At 46.0% G+C, this 21335-nt stretch carries 16 protein-coding genes; 11 read left to right on the forward strand and 5 right to left on the reverse strand.

What is annotated here, in order from left to right; genetic code table 11:
* Positions 1 to 182 precede the first annotated feature (182 nt).
* The 5 genes from NLX82_RS15300 (at position 183) to NLX82_RS15320 (ending at position 7164) form a co-directional block, all read left to right on the forward strand.
* Positions 183 to 1544: an FAD-dependent oxidoreductase gene (locus tag NLX82_RS15300; protein WP_013312369.1), complete on the forward strand. Its 1362-nt coding sequence runs from the start codon at positions 183 to 185 to the stop codon at positions 1542 to 1544.
* A gap of 388 nt (positions 1545 to 1932) precedes the next feature.
* Positions 1933 to 2766 carry a formate/nitrite transporter family protein gene (locus NLX82_RS15305; RefSeq protein ID WP_023990747.1) on the forward strand — a complete coding sequence of 278 codons (834 nt, stop codon included), beginning with the start codon at positions 1933 to 1935 and terminating at the stop codon, positions 2764 to 2766.
* A gap of 372 nt (positions 2767 to 3138) precedes the next feature.
* A complete protein-coding gene (locus NLX82_RS15310) occupies positions 3139 to 5271 on the forward strand; it encodes a molybdopterin-containing oxidoreductase family protein (protein WP_254348482.1) in 2133 nt (710 codons plus the stop codon).
* Positions 5272 to 5317: 46 nt separating this feature from the next.
* Positions 5318 to 6565 carry an MFS transporter gene (locus tag NLX82_RS15315; protein WP_068938950.1) on the forward strand — a complete coding sequence of 416 codons (1248 nt, stop codon included), beginning with the start codon at positions 5318 to 5320 and terminating at the stop codon, positions 6563 to 6565.
* Between the two features lie 104 nt (positions 6566 to 6669).
* A complete protein-coding gene (locus NLX82_RS15320) occupies positions 6670 to 7164 on the forward strand; it encodes a GNAT family N-acetyltransferase (RefSeq protein ID WP_039271600.1) in 495 nt (164 codons plus the stop codon).
* A gap of 98 nt (positions 7165 to 7262) precedes the next feature.
* Here the strand turns inward: NLX82_RS15320 and NLX82_RS15325 are convergent, their stop codons facing one another.
* Positions 7263 to 7811, reverse strand: coding sequence for a GNAT family N-acetyltransferase (locus NLX82_RS15325; RefSeq protein WP_028540721.1), 549 nt, complete (start codon positions 7809 to 7811; stop codon positions 7263 to 7265).
* Between the two features lie 84 nt (positions 7812 to 7895).
* Complete coding sequence (locus NLX82_RS15330; RefSeq protein WP_068938949.1) at positions 7896 to 8621, reverse strand: copper amine oxidase; 726 nt, start codon at positions 8619 to 8621, stop codon at positions 7896 to 7898.
* 207 nt (positions 8622 to 8828) lie between these two features.
* Here NLX82_RS15330 and NLX82_RS15335 point away from each other — a divergent pair, with 207 nt between their 5' ends.
* A complete protein-coding gene (locus tag NLX82_RS15335) occupies positions 8829 to 10508 on the forward strand; it encodes a glutamine--tRNA ligase/YqeY domain fusion protein (protein ID WP_068939324.1) in 1680 nt (559 codons plus the stop codon).
* 197 nt (positions 10509 to 10705) lie between these two features.
* On the opposite strand, the gene NLX82_RS15340 is transcribed toward NLX82_RS15335, so the two are convergent.
* Positions 10706 to 11914, reverse strand: coding sequence for an MFS transporter (locus NLX82_RS15340; protein ID WP_068938947.1), 1209 nt, complete (start codon positions 11912 to 11914; stop codon positions 10706 to 10708).
* A 522-nt stretch (positions 11915 to 12436) separates the two neighbouring features.
* Here NLX82_RS15340 and NLX82_RS15345 point away from each other — a divergent pair.
* The 4 genes from NLX82_RS15345 (at position 12437) to NLX82_RS15360 (ending at position 19466) form a co-directional block, all read left to right on the forward strand.
* Entirely contained in the window at positions 12437 to 14254 is a 1818-nt protein-coding gene (locus tag NLX82_RS15345; protein ID WP_226887717.1) for a motility associated factor glycosyltransferase family protein, read from the forward strand.
* A gap of 18 nt (positions 14255 to 14272) precedes the next feature.
* Positions 14273 to 17881, forward strand: a complete 3609-nt coding sequence (locus NLX82_RS15350) for an Ig-like domain-containing protein (protein ID WP_254348484.1) — start codon at positions 14273 to 14275, stop codon at positions 17879 to 17881.
* A 143-nt stretch (positions 17882 to 18024) separates the two neighbouring features.
* Positions 18025 to 18777 (forward strand): molybdenum cofactor guanylyltransferase, encoded by a 753-nt coding sequence (gene mobA, locus NLX82_RS15355; protein WP_179085362.1) that lies wholly within the window; start codon positions 18025 to 18027, stop codon positions 18775 to 18777.
* 74 nt (positions 18778 to 18851) lie between these two features.
* Positions 18852 to 19466: a LysE/ArgO family amino acid transporter gene (locus tag NLX82_RS15360; RefSeq protein ID WP_254348486.1), complete on the forward strand. Its 615-nt coding sequence runs from the start codon at positions 18852 to 18854 to the stop codon at positions 19464 to 19466.
* 11 nt (positions 19467 to 19477) lie between these two features.
* On the opposite strand, the gene NLX82_RS15365 is transcribed toward NLX82_RS15360, so the two are convergent.
* Both NLX82_RS15365 and NLX82_RS15370 read right to left on the reverse strand, forming a co-directional pair.
* Positions 19478 to 19942 (reverse strand): DUF3592 domain-containing protein, encoded by a 465-nt coding sequence (locus tag NLX82_RS15365; protein WP_076156440.1) that lies wholly within the window; start codon positions 19940 to 19942, stop codon positions 19478 to 19480.
* Between the two features lie 168 nt (positions 19943 to 20110).
* On the reverse strand, positions 20111 to 20572 hold the full coding sequence (locus NLX82_RS15370) for a VOC family protein (protein WP_076156437.1): 462 nt from the start codon (positions 20570 to 20572) through the stop codon (positions 20111 to 20113).
* Between the two features lie 280 nt (positions 20573 to 20852).
* Between NLX82_RS15370 and NLX82_RS15375 the strand changes: the two genes are divergently transcribed.
* On the forward strand, positions 20853 to 21287 hold the full coding sequence (locus NLX82_RS15375; protein ID WP_069081118.1) for an Lrp/AsnC family transcriptional regulator: 435 nt from the start codon (positions 20853 to 20855) through the stop codon (positions 21285 to 21287).
* Positions 21288 to 21335: the final 48 nt, after the last annotated feature.

The raw sequence follows: 21335 nt of genomic DNA on the forward strand, positions 1-21335 counted from the left end.
ATCCTTTCTTTTTTAAATGTGGACAAATTGTGAATATCTTAAAAAGCTATTGTAATGTGAAAAATATCACACTATAATAAGCGCATGAAGTGAAATAAATCACAAACGCTAACGAGCCGTTTACGTGAAACTATTCACAATTATTATACATTTTATGCCCACACACCAAGGAGGAATTTAACATGAAAGTAGCAGTTATCGGATGTACACACGCAGGCACGGCAGCTATCGTCAATACAGCTAAATGTTATCCAGATGCCGAAATTACCGTTTATGAGCGTAATGATAATATTTCATTCTTATCTTGTGGTATTGCTCTGTACGTAGGTGGTGTCGTCAAAGATCCGCACGGACTGTTTTATTCGTCTCCAGATCAACTGGCTGACTTGGGTGTAGAGACCAAGATGCTTCATGAGGTAACGAGTGTGGATACGGCAGGCAAGACGCTGCATGCACGTAATCTCCAAACAGGTGAAGAATTTACAGACACATTTGATAAATTAATTGTGACTACAGGATCATGGCCCATTATTCCGAAGCTGGAAGGCATTGAACTTGATCATATTTTGCTCTGTAAAAACTATAATCATTCGAATGATATCATTGAGAAAGCCCAGCACGTACAGAACATTACAGTCGTCGGAGCAGGATACATTGGTGTTGAACTGGTAGAAGCGTTCCAAATGAACGGTAAAAATGTAACACTGATCGACAGTGCTGATCGTATATTGAATAAGTATTTGGACCATGAGTATACAGACCGGATTGAAAGTTCCCTGAAGGAGCATGGCATTAAGCTGGTACTTGGCGAGACGGTGAGTCGTTTTGAGGGTACGAACGGTAAGGTAAGTAAAGTCGTGACCTCTAAAGGAGAATATGAAACAGAGCTTGTTATTCTCTGTATCGGTTTCCGACCTCAAACGGATCTGCTCAAAGGTCAGGTAGATATGTTGCCTAACGGTGCGATCATTGTGGATAACTATATGCAAAGTAGCTGCCCGGACGTGTTTGCAGCAGGTGACAGTTGTGCAATCCGCTATAATCCGACAGGCAAAACGGCTTATATCCCTTTGGCAACCAACGCAGTTCGTATGGGTACGCTGGTAGCACGTAATCTGGTACAACCAACCATTGCCTACATGGGAACCCAAGGAACTTCGGGTATCAAAATTTACGAAGACAATATTGCAGGAACAGGCATGACGGAAGCGGCGGCAACGGACGAAGGCATGACTGTAGAAGCTGTAACCATTGAAGACAGCTACCGGCCTGAATTTATGCCAACCTCCGAAAAGGTATTACTGAAAGTGGTATATGAGCAGGAGACACGGAGAATTTTGGGGGCACAAATTATGTCGAAGGTGGATTTGACGCAATCCATTAACACGCTATCCGTAGCCATTCAAAATCATATGACCATTGACCAGTTGGCCTTTGTCGATTTCTTCTTCCAGCCACATTATAACAAGCCTTGGAATTTCCTGAACGCAGCAGGTTTACAAGCATTGCCTACAATATCCGAACGGAACCCAGTTACTGTATAATTCGGTTTGTCTGTGACATTGTTCATAAGTTTGTCAACAATCTGAGACGTATGGACGAATCCTTATAGTACAATATAGAGTAGCATAAGGATTAGGGGGTAAGTAGCTTATGGATTTGTTTTATATCCTTTTTCTTGTAGTCGTAGCGCTGGTAGGCCTCGGTGGAGTTATTTGGTTCTTGAGAGCAGTTGAAAAGGAAGAATACAACTAAATGCAAAGCGCGTAGTAGCGCAGTAGATGTAATAATACAGAAAAGACAGTCCTTTTTCCAAGGGCTGTTTTTTTAATGCTTGATAAAGTGATTTTTTTCACAAACATAATCACTGATTTTAAATAAAATATGAAAGAAGAACATTTTAGTGAAAAGATATTAAAGGAGCGGGGACATATGGCGAGCTATAAACCGGGGCAAATTGCCGAAAAGACGGTGGAAACAGGAGTGGCCAAGGCGAACAACCCGTGGACTGTGGCGGTGGTACTGGGATTTTTGGCAGGTGCATTTATTGCACTCGGGTTTTTGCTGGATATACGTGTTATTGCAAGTGCGCCTAAAGAATGGGGAAGCATTGCCACCTTTATTGGAGCTGCGGTGTTCCCTGTAGGTCTGGTATTAGTTTTGATCGCCGGCGGAGAATTGCTGACCGGCAATATGATGGCGGTTCCTTTGGCGAGATGGGCAGGACGGATTAAGACAGGGGCCATGCTTCGTAATTTGGCGATTATTACGCTCAGTAATTTTGCGGGTGCGTTATTCGTTGCTTTTTTCTTTGGCCATGTGCTGGGTTTGACAGAAACGGGCCCTTACCTGGACAAAGTGGTGGATATGGCAGGACATAAGCTACATGAAAGCTTTTTGCAGTCTTTTATATCGGGTATAGGATGTAACTGGCTCGTAGCACTGGCTGTATGGCTGGCTTATAGCACAGACTCAATTGGCGGCAAAATTATGGGGATTTGGTTCCCGACCATGGCCTTTGTCGCTATTGGATTTCAGCACGTTGTTGCCAATATGTTTCTCATTCCGGCGGCTATTTTTGCAGGCCACTTTTCATGGGCAGATTATGTTATGAACTTCATTCCGGTCTGGCTGGGGAATTTGGTAGGAGGTAGCCTGTTTGTGGCTGGAGCCTACTGGTTGGCCTATTTAAAAAAGCCTCAAGCCAACGCACATCCAGTGAATGAATCTCCAACCACTTCTTCGGTTGCACATCAAATCCGTTGAGTGATCCTGCTTAATTACGGCACTTTAAACAGCAATGAACAAAGCAAATCCGCCATGACAGGCCCGGGGGAACGAAACCTGTCATGGCGGATTTTTTTGGGAGTGGTCCATGATTTGGCATGGAGGATGAGTGTGCTCTCGTCCCATAATGCCTTGATCTCTTTTACCCTCGGTAAGATATGATGAAACAGGATGTCGAAAAAAATATGATTCTTAAAAAAATCCGTTTTGCTCTATGCAGCAGACGGATTTTTTAATATTTTGGACTAGCGGCTGTGTGGGAAAATCCTTCTCTTGCCATAGGTCAAAGCTGTGGATATGATAAGATCAGTGTAATTTTTGGAAACGGTAACGGAAAGGAGCATCAACACTATGGATCATCGCAATAGCGCGCCTCCTGAGGCCACGCTTCAACAAGACTTACAAAGGGGACAGCGGATGACGGAGCAGCAGGACGGTATTTTTCCGGCTGTATGCCCGTTAGATTGCCCGGATACGTGTGGGCTCCTGCTTCACAAGGAAAATGGAAAGATAGTCAAGGTCACTGGGAACCCGGATCATCCTATTACCAAAGGCGCTATTTGTAACAAAGTTCGCAATATGACGGAGCGGGTATATGATCCTGATCGGGTGCTCTATCCGTTGAAACGTATAGGCCCCAAAGGACAAGGGAAGTTTGAACGAATTAGCTGGGAGGAAGCGGTCGATACCATTACAGGTCGGTTCAAGGAGCTGATACGTACGGACGGATCGGAATCTATTCTCCCCTACAGCTTTTATGGCAATATGGGCGTATTGAGTGTGGATGGAATGGATCGCCGATTTTTTAATGCGCTGGGTTCAAGCCAACTGGATCAGACGATTTGCAGCGTGGCTGGGAATGAAGGCTGGGCATCCGTTATGGGCTTTAAGGGCGGCACCAGCCCGGAGGACACGGAGGATGCAGACCTCATTATTGTGTGGGGTGGAAATGTCATTAGCACCAACATGCATCAGGTCGTTTTGGCTGAGAAGGCACGTAAAAAGGGTGCTAAGGTGGTCGTTATTGACGTTCATCGCAACCGGACGGCGCAATGGGCGGATTGGTTCATTCCGTTATATCCGGGGACGGATACGGCGCTCGCGCTGGGTGTTATGAATGTGCTGTTCGCTCAGGGACTGACGGACGACGAATTTTTACATCGCTACACGGTAGGCCATGAGGAACTGCGCGAGCATGTTAAGACATATTCACCAGAGCGAGTTTCGCGGATTACCGGCGTGCCGGAAGCAGATATTATCCGTTTAGCGGAAATGTACGGAACTGCGCGAGCAGCGTATATCAATATAGGTAATGGGCTTCAGCATCATGATAATGGCGGTATGAACGTACGTGCGGTTACATGCTTGCCTGCGCTCACTGGACAATGGCTAAAGCACGGCGGGGGAGCGTCACGCTCTAATGGCGCTTATGGCAAATTTAACGGCGCCAATCTGGCGCGTCCTGATCTGCGACAGAACCCGGATGCCCGGGTGATCAACATGAACCGGATCGGAGAAGCGCTGCTACAGAAGGAACAGCCGATTAAGGCGTTATTTGTATACTGCAGTAACCCGGTAGTTGTAGCTCCCGATTCGGAACGGGTGACTGAAGGATTTGAACGAGAGGATTTGTTCACAGTCGTACATGACCTGTTTCTTACGGATACGGCCCGTTATGCCGATATTGTGCTGCCTGCAGCGTCTTCCTTTGAGGGTACAGACCTATATAAATCCTACTGGCATCACTATGTCCAGATGCAGGAACCCGTCATTGCTCCACTCGGGGAAAGCAAAAGCAATTATGAGCTGTTTAGCCTGCTCGGACGGGCTATGGGCTTTGACGAAGCTGCCTTTACGGAAAGTGAAGCGGACATGATCGCAGGCGCGCTGGATAATCCAACGAACCCTTATCTCAACGGTGTAACCTTGGAAGCCTTAAAGAAGTCACCTTTTGTAAAGCTCGATATGTCGCCAAAGGCCACTTATTTGGATCGTCTAACCACGCCTTCAGGCAAGATTGAGCTATATTCGAAAAAAATGAAACAAGCAGGTCTGCCCGCGATGCCTTCATATGTGCCGCTGATTGAAGGGTATGATGGAGAGCATCGACCGCAAGCGGACGAGCGGTTTCCATTAATGTTTATTTCACCGCCAAACCATAATTTTCTGAATTCTACTTTCGCTAACTTACCCAAGCATCAGCGGCTGGAGCGGGAGCCCTTGCTACAAATTCACCCGGAGGATGCTCAGACAAGAGGCATCGCGGATGGGGAACCGGTTACCGTATGGAATGATCGGGGGACGTATGAGCTGAAAGCCAAAGTCACCGATCTGATGCTGCCCGGTACAGTGATTAGCCAGGGATTATGGTGGGAAGGCAAAGGACGCAGACAGCGTGCCAATGTGTTAACCTCTGATCGGCTGTCGGATATGGGACAGGGGGCTACTTTCTTCTCAACGGTGGTGAATGTGAAGCGCCAATGAGATAATGCCATTTATGGCGTCAGATGCAAAAGGAGAAACAAAAGATATGAAATGGTTGGAGTCTTATCCGAAAGAAGTGAAAGTGTTTCTCGTTGCTAGCCTGATTAATTCTGCTGGAAGTTCCCTGATGTGGCCGTTGGTTAGCATGTATGTGTTTGACGAACTGAACCGTAGTATGGGAGATGCAGGGATTGCGATTTTAGTGCAGTCTCTGGGCGGAATTTTTGGTCAAGTGCTGGGCGGAGCCCTCTATCATCGTATTGGAGCCAAAAAATTGATTGTTGGCTCACTGGCGATGAACGCGCTGGGACTTCTCACGCTTCCATTTACCAGTGGTCATTGGGTAGCGTTTGTCATCATGATGGGCTTTATCGGCTTTTTTAATGTCGTATCTGTGCCTGCGATTCAGGCCTTTGTAGGTTTTCGTTTCGCTGACCGTCGTGGAGAGCTGTTTAATATTATTTATGTCGCTAACAATATTGGGGTTGCAGTGGGTACGGGATTGAGCGGCGTTCTGGCTGACCTTTCCTATCAGCTCAGCTTTGTGATGAACGGGGTGACTTCTGCGGTATTTGCCGGGTTCTTCTGGTCTTATCTAAGCAGGGTAGATCGAGAAGAGGGAGAAGTACAGCTCAGCAAGTCCGTGAAGAAAAGAGAGGAAATACCAGCTCGTTTGCTGTTTCGTGATACCAGATTGTATCTCTTTGTGGGGGTAGGCTCGCTTTTTTTATGGTTCGGCAATTCGATCTGGAATACAGGAGTGTCTCCCCATATTATTGAGCAGGGCTTGCCTAAAACGATGTATGGGTTACTATGGACACTGAATGGTATCCTTATTTTTGCCGCACAACCCATTATTTTTTGGATAAAACGACTGTACGCTCATCACGCTTCAGCGCAAATGACATGGGCTGGGGGATTTTATTTGGCGGCTTATATTGTCATGCTGGGCACACAGAACTATACTGGGATGATATTCGCTATGGTTCTGGCGACCCTGGGAGAAATGCTGATTGCACCTGCGGTTCCAGCATTCCTGTCTGATCATGGAGGTCGGGGTGCACCCTTTTACATTGGGCTTGTGGGGGGTATTGGCGCAGCCGGACGGGTAATGGGGCCTTATATTATGGGGAAGTTGTATGATGGTGGTGGGTTACCGCCTACACTTTGGCTGGCAGCGGGCGTAGCGGTGTTGTCGATCCTGTTTTTCGTCCTGCATAGCTGGTTGAACCGTTACCGACATGATTTGGATACTTTTGATACTACTTCCAAGGCTGATGTTCCCAGTTCTTAAGTCCTAATAAAAGTTCAGTAATGAGCGGTGATTATGGTACAATAAGTGACGAATGATTGCAGTTATTGCTTCAGGAAAGCCTTCACAGGAAGGATTGAAAGGAATTGTTTACAAGTCAACCCTTGACGATACGTCATTCGGAGATGAAGGATGCTCCTGATCTGATTGCGCTGGATGAATTGGTATGGAATGAACGTACGGCTCCCGCTTCGCTGTCCTGGAAGTCTCGCGGAGAGTTTTTGCGCAATACGCCTCCGGGCTCCCAACTGGTCGCCATCGAACAGGAAGTACTCTGCGGGTATATTGGATTTCGTCCTCCAACGCTGTTGGCTAGTAATTGTCATGTATTGGAAATAAATATAGCTGTACATCCAGCCTATCATCGCAAAGGTATTGGGACGGCGCTCATGAACTCCATGAAGGACATTGCAGCTGCCGAGGGCATACGCAAGTTGAGTTTGCGTGTACTCTCATGCAACACGGAAGCCCTTATGTTTTATGAAAAAAGTGGTTTTGCGATTGAAGGACGTTTGCATGAGGAGTTTTACATAGCAGGCCAATTCGTGGATGATGTGTTAATGGCCTATTTCTTAAAATAGGCGGGAGGCACAGATAGCAACATTCGGTTTTATGTCCGGCCTAAACAAACAACGCCGCAGACCTGATCAGGTCTGCGGCGTTGTTGTATAATACAATATTACCGAAGTTGCTTCCATTCATTTTGAAGCATACCATACACTGCGTGGTTCATGTAGCCGTCGGGCAGCAATTCCGCTTCGCGTACAATGCCTTCGAGCACAAAGCCCAAACGTTCCGGAATACCGCGGCTGCGGCGGTTCGTAGTTGCACAACGGATTTCGACCCGATGCAAGTCCAGCTCCATCAAAGCATATTCAACGAATACGCGGCAGGCGCTGGTCATAAGACCTTGTCCTTCGTATCCATGTCCAAGCCAGTATCCGATGCTAACCGAACGGTGAGTCCAATTGATCTCATGGTAGCTGATGATGCCAGCAAGCTCGTTGTCTATCCAAATTCCGGCGGTCAGGCTACCGTTCTCTGCGGCTTGTTTCAAGGCGCCCTGTACGAACTGCTCTGTGTGGCTGATTTCCGTGGTGGAGTCTACCCATGGAAGCCATTGACGCAGGCGGTCACGGGACATTTCGATCAGCTCAAACAGAGGCTGCACATGCTCCTTGGTGAGCGGCCGAAGGACTGTGCGTTCGTCCAACGCATATGTAAACATGATTGATCCCCTCTTTCACTCGGAAAATCGCTAAACCAGCCAGTCTAGCATTTAATCCCATGCTACCTTATTCTGCGAGAGTCGTCAAAAGGGAGAGGAAGCTTCAAATTCTATAGGTCCCACCCGGAACCGTTCATGCTCGTATACATATTTCAGATCCAAATCCCCTACAAATTCGCTTGGGGATACACTGCCAGATACAGTGGCTTGCAGAGGAAGTTGTTCGGCATCATACATTACGACAGAGCTAAAATCGAGATGCTTTGTAAATTGGGCTGGATCATCGTAAAATACTGATGCTTTAGGGTCCATCGTATGTGTAGCACCGTCAATCGTAACAGCAATATGGACCTGGCGGTCGTGATCACGTAGCTCCACTGAGCTGTGTACGCGCTGGGACACAGCATCTGCTGCAGATTCGACCGCATATTCTTCCATCGTGCGTGCGTTAACAATATGCAACTCCTGCAATTCGACACCCGTTCCCGAGGCGCGTGTGATAATCACGACGGCTTCACGGACACCATCCCCGTTCACATCCCTGTAATATAATTGTGGTGCGGTGGAGATATCTGCCGAGCCCGACCATCGGAATGTGCGGAGTTGCTGACCGATTTCCAGTACAGCCGAATGGAATAATCCCTGTGACGGATTAACAGCATATAAGCGGACGGATGAGTCTTCTGGAGCGCTGGCTAGCGGACGAGATTGTACGGTTTCGTTCACCGGGTCCGGTGAAGGATGACCGGAAGTCATGACGGAAGAGGACAAAAGCATAGACAGCAGGATCACAATGAGCAGCTTAAACACGGGTGTGTCTCCTTTTCCGGGCAAAATAAAAGATATATACACTATAACGAATTTATTTGCCGAAAATGTTAACTCTTTTTCATAACTTGTCACTTTTTTTGATGAAGCGAGCATAAGGATTTTCATTTTATTGAGTTATGCGGTGTGAAAGGGTATATTTAAGGGAACAGGTTTTACACAGATTATACGGAAGAAAGGTTGATTAGCGTGGAGAAGCCGATCACTCCCCCCAATTTTATTAAAAATGTTATTGAAGAGGACTTACGTACGGGTAAGGTAAAGGAGGTTGTTACACGATTTCCGCCTGAACCTAACGGATATTTGCATATTGGACATGCCAAAGCTATCTGGATCAATTTCTCGCTGGGAGATGAATTCGGAGGACGCACCAATCTGCGTTTTGACGACACCAATCCGGCGAAGGAAGACACGGAATACGTGAACTCCATCCAGGAGGACGTGAAGTGGCTCGGTTATGAATGGGAGGAAAAACATTTTGCCTCCAATTATTTCGAAGAAATGTACAAGCGTGCCATCCTGCTGATCCAAAAGGGTAAAGCCTACGTGGATGACCAAAGTGCGGACCAAATCCGCGAAACTCGTGGCACACTGACCGAACCGGGGGAAAATAGCCCTTATCGGGATCGCAGTGTTGAAGACAATCTGAAGCTGTTTGAAGAGATGCGTGCAGGCAAATACCAAAATGGTGAAAAGGTGCTGCGTGCCAAAATTGATATGGCTTCAGGAAACATTAATTTACGTGATCCGGTTATTTACCGCATTTCACACACAGCACATCACAATACAGGCGACACATGGTGCATCTATCCAATGTACTCCTATGCTCATCCGCTGGAAGATGCGATTGAGGGAGTAACGCACTCGCTCTGTTCGCTGGAGTTCGAAGATCAGCGCCCGCTGTACGATTGGGTTGTAGCTGAATGCGAGATGGAAAAGGTACCGCACCAATACGAATTTGGACGGCTGAACCTGGCTCAAACCGTAACCAGCAAACGTAAGCTCAAGCTTCTGGTCGATGAAAAGCACGTAGATGGTTGGGATGATCCGCGTATGCCGACGATTTCCGGTTTACGTCGTCGCGGCTACACGCCGGAGGCCATCCGTAGCTTCGTATATGAGACAGGCATTTCCAAAGCCTACGGAGTCATCGATTTACAGGTACTGGAGCATTTTGTACGTGAGGATTTGAAGCTTAAGGCACCTCGCACCATGGCAGTCATAGATCCGTTGAAGGTGGTTATCACAAACTATCCTGAAGGACAAGTTGAAATGCTGGAGGCGGAAAATAATACTGAAAATCCGGAACTCGGTACACGTCAAATTCCGTTTTCACGTGAAATTTATATTGAGCGTGAGGACTTCATGGAAAATCCGCCGAGCAAATACTTCCGTTTGTTCCCTGGTAATGAAGTACGTCTCAAGCATGCTTACTTCATTAAATGCAACGATGTGATTAAGGACGCAGACGGAAATGTAACGGAAATCCACTGTACCTATGATGTAGAAACCAAGAGCGGATCAGGCTTTACTGGACGTAAAGTGAAAGGCACAATCCACTGGGTAGAGGCTACTCAGGCTGTACCTGCCGAATTCCGTTTGTATGAGCCTTTGATTAACGCAGAGGACACGGAAGAGATTGAAGAGGATGCATCGGAAAAAACATTCCTTGACCAATTGAATCCGAACTCTTTGGAAATTGCTCATGGCTATGTCGAGCCGAACATGAAAGAAGCTCAATCGCAGGACAAGTTCCAATTTTTCCGTCATGGTTATTTCAGTGTCGATCCGAAGCTTTCCAAACCGGGTGAGCCTGTATTTAACCGTGTTGTATCGTTGAAAAGCTCTTTCCAATTGCCTAAGCAATAGGTTGTTGGAAAGTGTGGGAGAGATGGTAGCTTCGTGCGACCAAGTTGAAAAGGAGTCTGCCGTCGGCAGACTCCTTTATTTTACGCATGCACGCTCTTTATACATGATCATTGACTTGACGATACTCTATTGCCTTTGCTAACAAGCCAGAAGGGAAGGGGATACCTCATTCCTCTAGTGTTGTTAAGGGGCTTCTTCTATTCGTTAGTGCCCGCTGGCAGTCCTGGCTGATAACCGTTCTTGTACAGCATATACCACATGATAGCGAATCCCACAGAGCCAAGTAGGGCGAAAAAGACCCCTGCATGGTACATCATTTCTCCGCCAAAGTTCTGGAATAGCCAACCTCCCGCAAAACCTGCTACGATACCGGATATACCACTCCAGGTCAAGGTATATACGGCCTGTCCGGATGATCGGTATGCTGCAGGGGTAAATAGGACGGTCAACTGGGTGCCTACATAGAAGTATCCACCGAAGGTGACGCAATGAAGTGCCTGAATGAACACGATCTGAATCGGGTCTGTGGCCAGAGCCATCAGTTCCCACCGTAAGGCAAACAGCAAACTGACGAGTGCCAAACAACCGACCATCACGGTCATTCTTTTCTTCAAGAAGCGATCAAACAGCAAAAATACAATAATTTCGAATACCGATGACATAAAAACGGCAAAACCAAGCATTTGTTTGGACCCACCCAGTTCGGTGATATACAGGGACATAAAGGCGCTGTTGATCGAATTCGGGATGGATACAAGGATGCCCAATAAAATAAAGGATATAAAGTATCCGTTCATTAGAACGCTGCCAAAGCCACGCAAATGAATGGTTGCTGTCTCCACAGTGCTTTTCAGTGGTGGAATCGACAAGGTGCAGATCAATGCAGCCAGAAGAAGTACCGTAAAGATGGTGGATATGCTGGATATCCCCGTTTGGTCAATAACTATGCCAGCAACTGCTGCTGTCACAGCCCAACCGAAGGAGCCCCATATACGGAATGAACCAAATTTCCGGTCTGTGCCCTCAATATAGCTGAGAATTAGGCTGTTGCTTTGCGCAAATAAAGGGCTTTGGAAAAAATAAAAACCAATCATCGCCACATAAATCATGATATACGTATGGACATGAAATAAAGCTTGTAGCAATAACAAGGTACCTATAATCATAAATAGTAGAATACGTCGGAGGTTACGGCTCCGGTCGCTTGTATAGCCCCAAAAAGGGTTCGCGAATACGGATACAAAAGGTCCGATAGCCATCAGACTCCCGATCTCCAGCTTGTCCATGCCGATATCTTGCAGATACAACGGGAAGAAGCTGGAGAAAATGACCATAGCTCCATATAGAAAAAAATTATACAGTTTTAAGGAATATAGAGGAGTCTCTTGAATTTCTCTCTTTTGCAAGACAAGCCATTCCTTTCTTAGCCCGATAGAGAATTGCGCATCGATGCCGATCTGTGGGAGGTTCTTTATTCCAATGTATCATGTGTTGAAAGGGTTAACAAACCAATAAATTAACAATTATGTAATAATTATTAGAAGATACTAATTTGATATTGGTTTATGCAAACTTAATGATTATTTCGCTATTTTACTAGTTATTGTTTTTGTAGCTCTAAGGGGCGACATGTAGACGAACTACAGGGTTTAAGACTATATATGGTTAGTTCAAGTAAATGCTTGGTTAGTTACAAAATCTTTATTTATAAATAGGTTCTTAAGACCTAAAGTTTATACATAGAATAGCCGATACTTAATCCATAATCAGGAGAATTTAGGATTATTTTTTCTTGAATAAAAATATATTGTCGCAGATATTACATAAAATCAGAATACTATGCTTCGTAAGAAATGATATAGGTTTAATCGACTGGCCTGTATAGTTGGTTTTATGAAATATCGGGTGGAAAGGGATGGAAAACGGCATTGCAGCATCATAGAGACAATTCCTTGTACCACCGATTTCCTCGGCTTCTTTTGCTTCAGGCAGGAGAACGAGGTGCGTTGGTGACTTCTGAAACCAACGAGCCCAATGTAATACTGACTCGTGAGGGACAATCATATTATTTGCATGATCCTGAGCAACCTAGGCGGGAAGCAGAATTATTTGTTTTGGGTTTTAACGAGGTTAAACCTCAAGCGCACGTGATCTTTTTTGGTGTAGGACTTGGGTACCATATTCGTGAATTTCTACGCAAGTACCCGAATACCAGCTTCTCCATCGTCGAGCCCGACACTGGTTTGATGAATATTTTTTTGCAGCATCTGAATGAAAACGATTGGCTGGCTGATGAGATGATCGAAGAGGTAATGGTAGGAGGAATGACAGGAGAGACAATCGGTACACTGCATAGGTTGATCGACCGTGTATCTGGGATCCTAGTTGTTCCATGGCTCCCGTATCGCTCCTTATTTGCTGCGGAACTGAAGAAGTTTAATGAAATATTGTACAAAATGGTCTCTAACAAGAAGGACAAAATGGCTATTAATAACGTGTACGAAAAAAAATGGGCGTTAAACAGTATTCATAATTTCCCTTATATTTTACATAGTTCGGATTTTCTGCAGGCGGGCTCAGAGCATATTAGGGGTAAGCCAGCCTTAGTAATATCCGCTGGCCCTTCGCTTAACGACGAAATTGAGCACCTGCGACATATTCGTGAGAATAATCTTGCTTATCTGTTTACAGTAGGATCGGCAGTGAACACGCTGGTGGAGCATGGCATTTATCCGCACGGCACGTTCAGTTATGACCCGAACGAACACAACGTAAATGTAATTCAAAAGGTGATCGACAAGCGAATTGATTCAATTCCACTTATTTTCGGCAGTACGGTCGGTAAACACACACTCGATCATTATCCAGGTCGTCTTATGCATATCATTATTTCTCAGGATGAACTCTCCAAACACGTATTGCGTACACCGGAGGGAAATAAACCAACGATTATTAACGATGCTCCTTCAGTAGCGGTCATTGCACTCCAATGTCTGATCCAGATGAAAGCAGACCCTGTTGTGTTGGTAGGGCAAAATTTAGCTTATCGGGATGAACAATATTATGCTGAGGGGATTACTCATGCCCAAGGTGTTCCAGCTAGTGCCGATTTGCCGCGTGTACAGGGTGTTCATGGTCAACAGGTAGTTACACGACATTCTTTTATTAAAATGAAAATAGAGATGGAGTTTTACATTAGTACAGTGAAGGGAACTGAATTTATAAACACAACGCGTGAAGGCGCTGTTATCAAAGGAACATCTTTTCAGAACTTGGAAGAGGTAGTCCAGACGCGGTTAAAAGGTGCTATTGACGATGCGTGGCTGCAAACCAGCAGTAATTCGGAATACGATCTCATGTTTCTGAGGTCACGCATTGAAGAGCTTCAGCGGGATGAAGAGGTTTTTCAAACCATTATGGAACAGATTCATCATGCTTTGCTCGGCATCAAACATAAGCTCAGTCTGAAGCAGGCCAATATGCTGAACGTGTCCTTTGGACAGTTTGATGACTTATTTGCCTCATTATTAGGTAATTGTTTTTTCAAAGTATATGTTCTTCCTCGCCATCGTATGCTGTATGAGTTTTTGTACAGTAAAATGGGCGCCATTCAGAGCAGTAGGAATCCTCTAATCAGAGGGGAGCAAATTCTGCTGTACTTCGGGGATTTCATATGGAAATGCCAGCAGGATTATATGGAAATCAAGAATGAGATCCATGAATTTCACCATTCCATTCACACCTAGATAAAAAGGAGCACGTATATGAGTAAGAAGAAAAGAAATAAGAATCATGTAAATCGAATGATTAAGGTAAGTGTACTGACAACACAGGTGCTCAACCTAGCCAACCCATATATTTCAGCGACGTTTGCATCGGAGAGCGTAAGCGACAATACGACGGAGAATGTGTCGGTGTCGGACGGGTTCATACAAGACGCTTCCTCATCCCCCGTGGCCTTATCAGTCTATATGCAGGCGCAAATGGACGAGCCTCCATACTATACATGGCTTTCACCTCAGGAAAGCGGCGTTTCTTTGTCCGCAAATCTGGCTATGTCGTTCAGTGAAGAGGTGCAACTGGGCACAGGTCATCTAGTGGTGCACCAGGAGGATGGAAGTGAAGCGGGTCGGATTAACGTGAGCGGAGGTACAGTCGTAGGTGGCACGGTACATATCAGCGGTCAGAACGTGTCAATGGAGTTGGATTATCCGCTGGCAGATAGTACCCGGTACTATGTAGAAGTTAGCTCGGGTATGTTTGTAGATCGCGCGGGTCAAGGCAACAATGCGATTTGGGACAAGGACATGTGGACCTTCCAGACGGCAGACACCATAGCGCCGAAGCTGGTGAGGAAGGGACCAGAGGGCCCAGACATGAGTGGCGTAAGTCCCTACGATGCGAACTTTATGCTGGAGTTTAATGAGCCAGTGAGATGGGACCACGGCTACGTAAGGTTGCACGAAGCCTCGGGTGGGGCAGTGGTTCGTGAGTTACCGATATCGGGTCAGTGGGGAACGGGGAAATCCCAATCAGTCTGGGAAAATACAGCCTACTTCTCCTTCTCGGGTGGGCTGGAACAGGGAAAGTCGTACTATCTGGAAATTACTTCGGGAGCACTAACGGATTTGGCGATGAATCCATATGTAGGGATGCATACTTCGGAGGACTGGACATTCCGCACACGAGATGAGCGGCCTCGTTATACGAATCTGTATCCAGAAGGGAGTGGTCAAACGCTCACCCCGAACCTGCACATGAGCTTCAGTGAAGAGGTGCAGTTAGGCACAGGCCATCTGGTAGTGCACCAGAAGGATGGAAGTGAAGCAGGCCGGATTAACGTGAGCGGTGGTACAGTCGTAGGTGGCACGGTACATATCAGTGGTCAGCATGTGCGGATGGAACTGGATCATCCACTGGCAGATAGTACCCAGTATTATGTGGAGGTCAGCTCGGGGATGTTTGTAGACCGTGCGGGTCAGGGGACAAATGCCATTTGGGACAAGAACATGTGGACCTTCCGGACGGCAGACACCACCGCGCCGAAGCTGGTAAGGAAGGTATCGCCGGAAGGTTCAGAGCTTAGTGGTGCAGGCCAGTATGCAGGCTTTATACTGGAGTTCAATGAGCCGATGAAGTGGAACCAAGGCTATGTAAGGCTTCACGAAGCCTCAGGTGGGGCAGTGGTTCGCGAACTACGAGTATCCGGTGCAGGAAATTTAAACAGTACGTTAGAAGGACATGATAATGTAGTCGAATTTATGCTGTCAGGCAGGCTGGAGGAAGGAAAGTCGTACTATCTGGAAATCACCTCGGGAGCACTAACGGATTTGGCGATGAATCCGTATGTGGGTACACGTACTCCAGAGGAGTGGACGTTCCGCGTGCAAGATGAGAGACCTTATTATACCTATATGTCTCCCCACGGAAATATGTGGACGCTCACACCGGAGCTAGGAATGGCATTCAGCGAAGAGGTGCAGCTAGGTACAGGCCATCTGGTGGTGCACCAGAAGGATGGAAGTGAAGCGGGCCGGATTAACGTGAGCGGAGGTACAGTCGTAGGTGGCACGGTACATATCAGCGGTCAGCATGTGCGGATGGAACTGGATCATCCACTGGCGGATAGTACCCAGTATTATGTGGAGGTCAGCTCGGGTATGTTTGTAGATCGCGCGGGTCAAGGTACCAATGCGATTTGGGACAAGAACATGTGGAGCTTCCAGACGGCAGACACCACAGCGCCGAAGCTGGTAAGGAAGGTATCACCGGAAGGTTCAGAGCTTAGTGGTGCAGGCCAGTATGCAGGCTTTATGCTGGAGTTTAATGAGCCGATGAAGTGGAACCACGGTTACGTAAGACTCCGTGAAGTCTCGGGTGGGGCTGTAGTGCGAGAGCTGCGGGTATCCGGAGCTGGGAATTCGAATTTTACGTTAAAAGGCCAGGAAAATATAGCGTACATTGGGTTATCGGGTGGACTGGAACAAGGAAAGTCCTACTATCTGGAAATCACCTCGGGAGCACTGACGGATTTGGCGATGAATCCGTATGTGGGTATGCATACGCCGGAGGATTGGACGTTCCGTACGCTAGATGAGCGCTCACATCGTTCTAAGGATAAAGAAACGTCAGCTCAGAATACCTCGTCAGCGACTTCCCAAACAGAGACCAAGACGGGTGTCGTATCAACAGACGCTAAGACAGTAGCCGATAAGAGCCGCACTATTCAACTTATTGGTTTGAATGATGGAGACGTCAGCCAAGCCCTGAATGTTACAATCGGTGAGCAGAAAGAGTTGGTCGTGGACGCCTCGGGGTACAATAAAGCAGCAAAAGTGAGTATACCTTCTACCTTTTTAAAGGAATATGAGAAAGAAAATACAAAGGTGCCGATTAGCATTCACACAGCAGTAGCCCGGTTTACTCTTTCTACTGAATTGGTTGGCAAATTGGTCTCATTATATCCTGAAGACAACCTGATCGTCGAAATTTCAGCGTTGTCAGGCGAAAACGGTGTACAAGTGCGACAAGCTATTGCTGACACGGGTTTAGCGAATGTTGTGGTAAACCCGGTTGATTTCAAGCTTATGGCTGGAGATCAAGAGATCACTGAATTTTTCGGGCATTACGTGGAACGGAAATTGATTCTCGATCATGAAGTTGATCCTGAGCATGTAGCGGCCGTATGGTTTGATCCTCAGACAGGTGTGTTGTCATCTGTTCCTGTATTGATTCGGAATGTGAATGGACAAACAGAGGCAATTATCAAATCAAATCATAACAGTATTTATGCTGTAGTCTCAGCAGATAAAAAATTTAAGGATCTGGAGAATCATTGGGCACGAAAAGATGTCGAGATGCTGGCAAATAAGCTAATTGTAAAAGGCGTCCAGCCTGATATTTTTGAACCAAATCGGGCTGTAACAAGAGCTGAATTTGTGTCAATGCTTGTTCGCGGACTTGGTATGCAGGAGAAGCCGTTAACAAAGTCTTTTACAGATATGAAAGAAAATGCCTGGTATGCTGGTAGTGTTGGAGCTGCGGTGGAAGCTGGTTTGATTCGTGGTTATGGGGATCAGTCATTTGGACCAGAAAGGTTAATTACGCGTGAGGAAATCGTGGTTATTACCGAAAAGGCTGTACATTATGCTCAAACACTGAATGCTGATCCTACTAATGAGAAATATAAAGAGACTTACAGCGACGCATCTACTGTTTCTCCTTGGGCTCAAGATGCTATGGCGCAGGCTACAGAGCAAGGCTTAATTAAGGGTGTCTCTCCCGACTTGCTTGCGCCCAAACAGCAGGCGGCCCGGGCGGAGGCTACTTCCATAATAAAACGATTTTTGCAACTTATTAAGTTCACGAATTAAAAGTAATGAACTAGACGAATAGGCACCCTCTTTTTTGGCGATCCAGGTGGATCGCCATTTTTTATACTTTATATAGATGATATTATTAGATTTATCCGTGTTTAATGATAGAATTTGTCTAGCAAAAAGGAGGTGCGATGGTGATGGTGGAGGTGACTGGAATTATCGTGGCAGGCGGACGCTCCAGCAGAATGGGACAGGACAAGGCGCTGCTTCAGCTGGGAGGGATTACGGTACTGGAGAGAATAGCTGCTGTGCTAGGGCAGGTAACAAAACGGGTTATTGTAGTGACCCGGGATACGCAGCAGTATAGAGAGTTTGATCTGGAAACGACAAGAGACCTGTATCCCGGCTTAGGGCCTTTGAGCGGCATTCATGCGGGGCTTTCTGCTTCCAGAACGGAGTGGAGCATTGTCGTTGCCTGCGATATGCCCTTCGTGCAGCCAGAGATATTGTGTGCTTTGCTTACTCACGCAACGAACTGGACAGCGGCGCAAGAGACAAGCAGTGAACAAGGAAAACAACAAGTACAGGGGGATCATGCACCCTTGACAGGAAAAGGCTCATCGCCCCAGCCAGCAGAACCAGCATTACAGGCAGTGATTGCCTCTGTGGATGGACGTATACATCCGCTGCTAGGCATATATCATCAAAGTGTGTTGCCGTCTGCCGAGCAATGTCTGCGTAGTGGACGTCTTCGTCTGATCGACTGGCTAGATTCATTGAACGTTCGTTATGAGACAGTGGGTGATTGGCCAGGTGCGAGCTTAGAGATGTGGCGGCAAGCTGTATTTAATATGAACTACCCGCAAGATTATCAGACTACAGTGGAGCAATTGGAGCATATAAAAAAACGTACCGAACGTGCACAGAACCTGGAAAAACCAGAACGATAACCACATCAAGAACGGAAGGAAATAACAGGAGATGAGAGAGAAGAAGTGTAATGATTTTGAGGGGAGTACATAACATGTTGGAAGCTATTATCCATGCTGTTTTACTAGCGCTGGGTTTGATTTTGCCTTTGGGGGTACAGAATGTATTTGTGTTTAATCAAGGGGCGTCCCAGTCGCGGTTTCGCAATGCACTGCCTGCTGTCATTACAGCGGGTGTCTGTGATACAATCCTGATCACGCTTGCGGTTGGGGGCATGTCTCTTATTTTGCAGCAATTTCTATGGCTCACGAACATACTCTATGCAGCGGGCTGTTTGTTTCTGCTGTATATGGCCTGGACTCTATGGAGGTCGAAGGCAGCTTCCTCAGGAGAAAGTCAGGCGATGCGCCCGAAACGACAGATGATTTTTGCCGCTTCGGTATCGCTATTGAATCCACATGCCATACTCGACACTGTTGGGGTAATTGGAACCAGCTCCCTTCAATATGACGGCGGGGAACGCTGGGCCTTTGGTCTGGCTGCCGTGTCCGTATCTTGGATATGGTTTATCGGTCTGGCAACGGCGGGGCGTCTCGTGGGACGTATGGATTCAGAAGGGAAGTTTGGGACTGTGCTCAACAAAATATCGGCACTGATTATTTTAGTCCTGGCGATGTATATGGCGATAAATTTTATTACCAGTATGTGATCCAAGCCTAGTTAGAGGAAAAACTTCAAAACAGCGAATACCCCGCTCAAAGCAAAGGGAACACCGATCAAAAACAGCATAAAGGCCAGACAGCCAGCACCATTTATACCGCCTGCAATTCGGGCGTCCCGAGGGTTGGATGGATTGTATAATACCTTAATCTTGCTGCCAACCCGGTTGAGGCTTAGGTTGGTGCTATAAGGATTCCAGAATTCTACGGCTTCACCTGAAGCTGTATAGAAGCGCACCTTTAATCGGCGGGTGTAGCTAGTATCTACCGGATCATCTCGGTCAAAGGGAACGACATCAATATCTACTTCGATATGCGCATCAACGATTTGCCCCTTGGTACGGATCCAGTGGCGTTTACGATAACGATGACGACGGATCGTTCTGAATCCCAAATAGATGAGTAGCAGTCCAATCAAGCTGAACAATGGCATCAGCAGATCGGAGCTAAAATGAAACCAATACACATTGAAATCAATTGAGATGATAATCTACTCCTTTAAATAAGCGATAATCAATATATCGGACGTTTTTAGGAACAGTTTAATTCTTCCATAGAGATAACGGCAGAGCTGTATGGAATATAAAAAGATCCTACTTCACCGGGAAGTGGATCTTTTTAATAGCTGCGAGGATTAGTTTTTGCTCGATAGGGACATATCAAAATCAACATCCTTGATAAATTCGATAACCTCACCATTAGGACTGTGGACTAATGCATTTGTTACAATCAGAGGAGGTTCCCCAAGTGTAAGTTGATTGGGTTCCACAAAGGTTCTTGCTCCGTGGGCAAGGGCTTTTTGATATATTTCATCTACATTGTCTACGTAAAATGCCAAGTGTAATAAAGCCCCGTGAGCAATCTCTTGCTCGGATGAAGCTTTTTTTCCTTGGGCAGGAATGACAGCATCATTATCAAAAATTTCGAGACAGGTTCTCTGATCGGGTGAGATCAGCATGGAAGCCTCTTGAATTCGAAAAGACGGAAGACTCCAGTGATGTCCTCTTTTAAATCCCAATACCTTGGTATAAAATGCAATGGTCGCTTGATAGTCACGGGCTTGTATGGCAACATGCGCTAGTCCCTTTACGCTCATTTCAGATCCTCCTTTTGATTCAGGATTTTGCGAAATTCGATTCCAGCCGCTCCGAAGTGCAATATATAGACGAACTAGACCATTTCGATCTATATATTGTTCATTGGAAGTCGCTTATGAGATTTTTGCAAAATCCTCATGTAAGTAAACCTTATTATATGAATAATTATGGGGTGCTTATATATTTAAAGTAAGGTTTTTATACTACATTAATTATTAAATAAAAGTTAATTTGGGTGAAAAATATTATTTTTTTAAATTCAGGTTAGGAGGGCTCGATATGCAGCATCACATTGACGATATAGATTACAAAATCATGAAATTGCTACAGCATGACGCTCGGATAACTATTTCCCAAATCAGTAAAGAAATCTCGATGTCACAGCCGTCTGTTAAAGAAAGGATAACCAAGCTTGAAGAACGAGGGATTATTTCTGGATATAGCACCGTATTTAATTTACGGGAAATGAATCGAGGGACGACTACATTTATTCTAATAAAGACAGAACATTGCCAAGAGCTGGTTGAATTTTGTAGAGAGGCGAAGGAAGTCACCGATTTATTTCGCATTAGTGGGGAATTTAATTATCTCATTAAGGTACAAACCGCGTCAGTAGAGGAAATTGCAGAGCTTCAGGATTCACTAGTCAAGCTGGGTCCTTCGAAGTCGCATATTTGTATGAAAAATATACTGGAGAACAGGGTTTTGCTGTAAGCCAATCGGAGAACCGAACATTTGGAATATAGAGCATTCGGAATAACT

The sequence above is a fragment of the Paenibacillus sp. A3M_27_13 genome, assembly GCF_024213315.1.
In the GTDB taxonomy this organism is placed as follows: domain Bacteria; phylum Bacillota; class Bacilli; order Paenibacillales; family Paenibacillaceae; genus Paenibacillus; species Paenibacillus polymyxa_B.